This window comes from Thiohalobacter sp., from assembly GCF_027000115.1.
Lineage (GTDB): Bacteria > Pseudomonadota > Gammaproteobacteria > Thiohalobacterales > Thiohalobacteraceae > JALTON01.
Map to the genome: position 1 here is coordinate 1 of NZ_JALTON010000014.1, position 6,336 is coordinate 6,336.

General features: G+C 66.4%; 7 protein-coding genes. All 7 read left to right on the forward strand.

The window, feature by feature from the left end:
• Positions 1 to 143 precede the first annotated feature (143 nt).
• Positions 144 to 833, forward strand: coding sequence for a ribulose-phosphate 3-epimerase (gene rpe, locus MVF76_RS01725; RefSeq protein WP_297527052.1), 690 nt, complete (start codon positions 144 to 146; stop codon positions 831 to 833).
• 68 nt (positions 834 to 901) lie between these two features.
• On the forward strand, positions 902 to 1,582 hold the full coding sequence (locus tag MVF76_RS01730) for a phosphoglycolate phosphatase (protein ID WP_297527054.1): 681 nt from the start codon (positions 902 to 904) through the stop codon (positions 1,580 to 1,582).
• 136 nt (positions 1,583 to 1,718) lie between these two features.
• Positions 1,719 to 3,209: an anthranilate synthase component I gene (trpE, locus tag MVF76_RS01735; RefSeq protein ID WP_297527056.1), complete on the forward strand. Its 1,491-nt coding sequence runs from the start codon at positions 1,719 to 1,721 to the stop codon at positions 3,207 to 3,209.
• 49 nt (positions 3,210 to 3,258) lie between these two features.
• On the forward strand, positions 3,259 to 3,636 hold the full coding sequence (locus MVF76_RS01740) for a GxxExxY protein (RefSeq protein ID WP_297527059.1): 378 nt from the start codon (positions 3,259 to 3,261) through the stop codon (positions 3,634 to 3,636).
• 39 nt (positions 3,637 to 3,675) lie between these two features.
• The gene (locus tag MVF76_RS01745; RefSeq protein WP_297527061.1) at positions 3,676 to 4,251 is read left to right on the forward strand and encodes an aminodeoxychorismate synthase component II; all 576 of its coding nucleotides are present in this window, start codon (positions 3,676 to 3,678) and stop codon (positions 4,249 to 4,251) included.
• A gap of 95 nt (positions 4,252 to 4,346) precedes the next feature.
• Positions 4,347 to 5,372, forward strand: a complete 1,026-nt coding sequence (gene trpD, locus MVF76_RS01750; protein WP_297527063.1) for an anthranilate phosphoribosyltransferase — start codon at positions 4,347 to 4,349, stop codon at positions 5,370 to 5,372.
• The gene (gene trpC, locus MVF76_RS01755; protein ID WP_297527065.1) at positions 5,369 to 6,172 is read left to right on the forward strand and encodes an indole-3-glycerol phosphate synthase TrpC; all 804 of its coding nucleotides are present in this window, start codon (positions 5,369 to 5,371) and stop codon (positions 6,170 to 6,172) included. The genes trpD and trpC overlap by 4 nt, the downstream gene beginning before the upstream one ends.
• Positions 6,173 to 6,336 lie beyond the last annotated feature (164 nt).

The following is a 6,336-nucleotide window of genomic DNA, read 5'->3' on the forward strand; positions in this document are numbered from 1 at the left end:
GCGCGCGTGCGGTCGAAGTGCGGGGGATACGCGTGACAGCCCGGGACCGCCGCCGATGGCTGAAAATGGCTGGCGCTTAGGGTACAGTGCGCAGCTTTCGGAATTCAACGAACCCAGACAGCTCAACACCGGGAGCCCAGACCATGGCGGATTATCTCATCGCACCCTCGATCCTGTCGGCCGATTTCGCACGGCTCGGCGAGGAAGTGGACAACGTACTCGCCTCCGGCGCCGACATCGTGCATTTCGATGTCATGGACAACCACTATGTGCCCAATCTGACCATCGGCCCGCTGGTCTGCGAGGCCCTGCGCAAGCATGGCGTGACCGCGCCCATCGACGTGCACCTCATGGTCAAGCCGGTGGATCGCATCATTCCCGACTTTGCCCAGGCCGGGGCGACCTACATCACCTTCCATCCCGAGGCCAGCGAGCACATCGACCGCACCCTGCAGCTCATCCACAACGAGGGCTGCAAGGCGGGCCTGGTGTTCAACCCGGCAACGCCGCTGGACTACCTCACCTATGTGATGGACAAGGTGGACATGGTATTGCTGATGTCGGTCAACCCCGGCTTCGGCGGCCAGAGCTTCATTCCCTCCGCGCTGGACAAGCTGCGCGAGGCACGCAAGCTGATCGATGCCTCCGGTCGCGACATCCGTCTGGAGATCGACGGTGGCGTCAAGGTGGACAACATTGCGGAGATCGCCGCCGCTGGCGCCGACACCTTCGTTTCCGGTTCCGGGATCTTCGGCAAGGGGTCGGACAGCGATCCGCATCGCTACGACAGCATCGTCAAGCAGATGCGCGACGAGCTGGCCAAGGTCGGCTGACGCCCGCCCGCGGGCGAGAACGGGTGGCGGTGGCCCGCCACCCGCGCACCACGCACTCCATTATTCCCATGAAACTCAGAAAGCCCCGAATGGTTCTCATCGATGTCGACGGTACCCTGGTCGACTCGGTGCCCGATCTCGCCTATTGCGTGGACGAGATGATGCGCCGGCTCGGCCTGCCGCCGCACGGCGAGGACAAGGTCCGCAACTGGGTCGGCAACGGCGTCGAGCGGCTGGTGCGCCGGGCGCTGGTCGGCCAGCTCGAGGGCGAGCCGGATGCGGCCCTGTTCGAGCAGGCCTACCCCATCTTTCTGGAACTCTATGCCGAGAACACGGCGAAGCGCAGCCGCCTGTACCCCGGCGTGCCCGAGGGCCTGGTCTGGCTCCGGTCCGCGGGCTACACGCTGGGCTGCGTGACCAACAAGGCCGCGCGCTTCACCGAGCCGCTGCTGGCCGAGCTGGGCATTGCCGACTACTTCGGCATCATCATCAGCGGCGACAGCCTGCCGCGGAAGAAGCCGGACCCGCTGCCGCTGCTGCATGCCGCGGACTTCTTTGGCGTCGGTCCGCAGGAAAGCCTGATGGTCGGCGACTCGGTCAGCGACGTGAAGGCCGCCCGCGCCGCCGGTTTCCAGATCGTGTGCATGAGCTACGGCTACAATCACGGCCAGGACATTCGTGATTCCCACCCCGATGCCGTGATAGATTCGCTGGATCAGATAAAGATCTTGCTGGAGCAGGTCGCCTGACATGGCATTCGAGACCTTCCGTTCCCGGGACGACCGGCCAGGCCGGCGATGGCGTCGCGACGCCTGAACCCGTCGCGTACCCCGCCCGCGAGGCGGGGCCAGCCAGGCATGAACGCCCCAGATCCAGGATGAACGGATGGACGTCAACCAGTTCCAACAACTCGGCCGCGAGGGCTACAACCGCATCCCGCTGATGCGCGAGGTCCTCGCCGATCTCGACACCCCGCTGTCGGCCTACCTCAAGCTTGCCGCCGGACCCGGTTCCTACCTGTTCGAGTCGGTGCAGGGCGGCGAAAAGTGGGGGCGCTATTCCATCATCGGCCTCCCGGCGCGCACCACCCTGCGCGTTCGCGGCCACGACATCGAGGTGGCAACCGACGGCGCGATCGTGGAAACCGCGACCGCCGAGGACCCGCTGGCCTGGATCGAGGCCTTCCAGGCCCGTTTCCGGGTGCCCGAGGTCGAGGGCCTGCCGCGGTTCACCGGCGGCCTGGTCGGCTATTTCGGCTACGACACCGTGCGCTACATCGAGCCACGGCTGGCGGGGGGAGAGAAACCGGATCCGCTGGGCAACCCCGATATCCTGCTGATGCTGTCGGACGAGGTGGTGGTGTTCGACAACCTCAGCGGCAAGCTGTACGTGGTGGTGCATGTCGATCCGGCCGAGGGCGATGCCTACGCCGCCGGGCAGGCGCGGCTCGACGAACTGGTGGGTCTGCTCGACCGCGAGGTGGCGCGGCATGTGCCGGTCAGCGGGGTCGAGGTCAGCGAGCAGGACTTCGTCTCCGGCTTCACCCGGGAGGGCTTCGAGGCCGCGGTGGCGCGCTGCAAGGCGTACATCGTCGAGGGCGATGTCATGCAGGTAGTGCTGTCGCAGCGCCTGTCCATCCCCTTCCGCGCCCGGCCCATCGATCTCTACCGGGCGCTGCGCAGCCTCAATCCCTCGCCCTACATGTTCTACCTGGATCTCGGCGACTTCCACGTGGTCGGTTCCTCGCCGGAGATCCTCACCCGGCTGGAGGACGGCGTGGTCACGGTACGACCGATCGCCGGCACCCGGCCGCGGGGGCGCACCGAGGCCGAGGACCTGGCCCTGGAGCGGGACCTGCTGTCCGACCCCAAGGAGCTGGCCGAGCACCTGATGCTGATCGACCTGGGTCGCAACGACGTCGGCCGCATTGCCGAGATCGGCAGCGTGGAGCTGACCGAGAAGATGGTCATCGAGCGCTACTCGCACGTGATGCACATCGTCTCCAACGTCCAGGGGCGGCTGCGGCCGGGTCTGTCCGCCATCGACGTGCTGCGCGCCACCTTTCCCGCAGGCACCGTCAGCGGCGCGCCCAAGATCCGCGCCATGGAGATCATCGACGAGCTGGAGCCGGTCAAACGGGGTGTCTATGCCGGCGCGGTCGGCTACATCGCCTGGAACGGCAACATGGATACCGCTATCGCCATCCGTACCGCCGTGATCAAGGATGGCACCCTGCATATCCAGGCCGGCGCCGGCATCGTCCACGACTCGGTGCCTGCCAACGAGTGGGAAGAGACCATGAACAAGGGGCGTGCCATCTTCCGCGCCGTCACCCTCGCCGAAGCGGGGCTGGGCGAGACGCGCAAGCCGGATTGAGAGCCAACGCAAAGACGCGAAGGCGCGGAGGACGCAAGGGAATGCGAAAATGGACGAGAATCGGGTTTCCCGGCTGCTTATCGGCGCAGCCATAGAGGTGCACCGGATTCTGGGGCCGGGTCTGCTGGAATCGGTTTATCGCCAGGCCCTGGTGCACGAGCTGGAGCTGCCCGGTGTGCCCTGTCGGGCCGAGGTGCTGATCCCGGCGCGTTACAAGGGCCTTGAGTTCACTAGCGGGTATCGGGTCGATCTGCTGGTTGCCGATCTGCTGATCGTGGAGCTCAAGGTAGTCGAGTCCTTGCTGCCTGTTCACGAGGCGCAGCTGTTGTCCTATCTGCGCATGACCGGCAAGCGGCTGGGGTTGCTGATCAATTTCAATGTGGCCGTGCTCAGGAATGGCATCAAGAGAATCGTGAACAATCTCTAGTACTCCGCGCCTTTGCGCCTTTGCGTCGGGTTTACACACATGCTGCTGATGATCGACAACTACGATTCCTTCACCTACAACCTGGTGCAGTATTTCGGGGAGCTGGGAGAGGATGTGCGGGTGTACCGCAACGACGAGATCACCCTGGAGCAGATCGAGGCCCTGGCGCCCGATCACCTGGTGATCTCGCCCGGCCCCTGCACGCCCAACGAGGCCGGGGTATCGGTGGCGGCGATTCGCCATTTCGCGGGCAGGGTTCCCATTCTCGGCGTCTGTCTGGGCCACCAGAGTATCGGCCAGGCCTTCGGCGGGCGCATCGTGCATGCCTCGGCGATCATGCATGGCAAGACCTCCATGATCCATCACCATGACGAAGGGGTGTTCCGGGGGCTGCCGAATCCATTGGAGGCGACGCGCTATCATTCGCTGGTGATCGAGCGGGAGACCCTGCCCGATTGTCTGGAGATCACAGCCTGGACCGAGGTGGACGGGCAGATGGACGAGATCATGGGCGTGCGGCACCGGGAGCTGGCGGTCGAGGGCGTGCAGTTTCACCCGGAATCGATCCTGACCGAGCACGGGCACGACATGCTGCGGAATTTTCTTCGCGGGTGAGGCGTGAGGGGTCCGTAGGATGGGCAAAGGCCCGGAGGGCCGTGCCCATCAAACGGTTTGCTTCACGCCTTGCCCGGAGCACAGAGGACAGAACCATGGACATGCAGGCGGCGATAAGGGCCGTGACCGAGCGGCAGGACCTCGGCCGGGAAGAGATGCGCGAGGCGATGCGCACCATCATGACCGGCGGCGCTACCCCGGCGCAGATTGGCGGCTTTCTGATCGGCCTGCGGATGAAGGGCGAAACGGTCGACGAAATCGCCGCCGCGGCCGAGGTGATGCGAGAGCTGGCGACGCCGGTGAAGGTGTCCGGGCCGCATCTGGTCGACACCTGTGGCACGGGCGGTGACGGCGCTTCCACCTTCAACATCTCCACCGCCAGTGCCTTCGTCACTGCCGCGGCCGGCGCCCGGGTGGCCAAGCACGGCAATCGTTCCGTCTCCAGCACCTGTGGCAGCGCCGATGTGCTGGAGGCCGCCGGGGTGAACCTGGATCTCACGCCGGAGCAGGTCGCCCGGTGCGTGGAGGAGGTCGGCGTCGGCTTCCTGTTCGCCCCGAAACACCATGGTGCCATGAAGCATGCCATCGGCCCGCGCAAGGAAATGGGCGTGCGCACGCTGTTCAACCTGTTGGGCCCGCTGACCAATCCCGCGGGTGCACCCAACCAGGTGCTGGGCGTATTCGATGACCGCTGGCTGGAGCCGCTGGCCGAGGTGCTGAAGCGCCTTGGCAGCGCGCATGTGCTGGTGGTGCATGCCGCGGACGGGCTGGACGAGATCAGCATCGGTTCCGAGACCCATGTGGCTGAACTCCGGGACGGGCTGATCGAGCGCTACACCATCGAACCCGAGCAGTTCGGCATGGGCCGCGCCGATGGCTCGACGCTGGCAGTGGACTCGGCCGAGCAGAGCCTGGCGCGCATCCGCGAGGTATTGGCCGGCACGCCCGGTCCGGCACGTGACATCGTGGTCCTGAACGCCGGTGCCGCCATCTACGCGGCCGGGTTGGCGGGTGATCTGGAGGGCGGGGTGAAGCGGGCGGCCGAGGCCATCGACAGCGGCGAGGCCGCCACGCGCCTGGAACGGTTGATCGAGTTCAGCGGGAGCCTGGCTTCGTCATGAGCGATCTGCCCGACATCCTGGAGCGGATTCTTGCGCGCAAGCGCGAGGAGATCGCCGGGCGCTCGGCGCGGCTGCCCGAGGCGGCCCTGCGCGAGCGCCTGCGGGACGCGCCGCCGCCGCGCGGCTTTGTCACCGCGCTGGAGACCCGTGTCCATGCCGGCCAGCCGGCGGTGATCGCCGAGATCAAGAAGGCGTCGCCCAGCAAGGGGGTGTTGCGCGAGGACTTCCGCCCGGCCGACATCGCGCGCAGCTACGAGGCCGGCGGCGCGGCCTGCCTGTCGGTGCTGACCGACGAGGACTTCTTCCAGGGGCGTGATGCCTATCTGCAACAGGCGCGTGAGGCCTGTAGCCTGCCGGTGCTGCGCAAGGACTTCATGCTCGATCCCTGGCAGGTGCTGGAGGCGCGGATGATCGGGGCGGACTGCATCCTGCTCATCGTCGCCGCCCTGGACGACGCGCAGTTGCGAACGCTGACCGACCTCGCCCACGAACTGGGCATGGATGTGCTGGTGGAAGTGCACGATGCCGCCGAACTGGAACGGGCGCTGGCGCTGCCCGCGCGCCTGGTCGGCATCAACAACCGCGACCTGCGCAGCTTCGAGGTGTCGCTGGACACCACCCTGGATCTGCTGGACCGCATTCCCGCGGACCGGCTGGTGGTCACCGAGAGTGGCATCCACACCCCGGCCGACGTGGCCCGCATGCGTGCGGCCGATGTGAACGCCTTCCTGGTCGGCGAGGCCTTCATGCGCGCCGAGGATCCCGGGTCGGAGCTGCGGCGACTGTTCTTCCCGGCCTGAAGGGCGAAGATCAAGAGCGCCACGGACGGCACGGAAAACATATATGGACTCCCCCGTTTTGCAAGACGCCGGAAGACAGGTGGGGTCGGTTGCCTGCATATATTCGGCCTCTGTGATATGGGCGGTCTGTTGCCCGCCCGGGCCCTGATGGTGAAGTCGCGCAC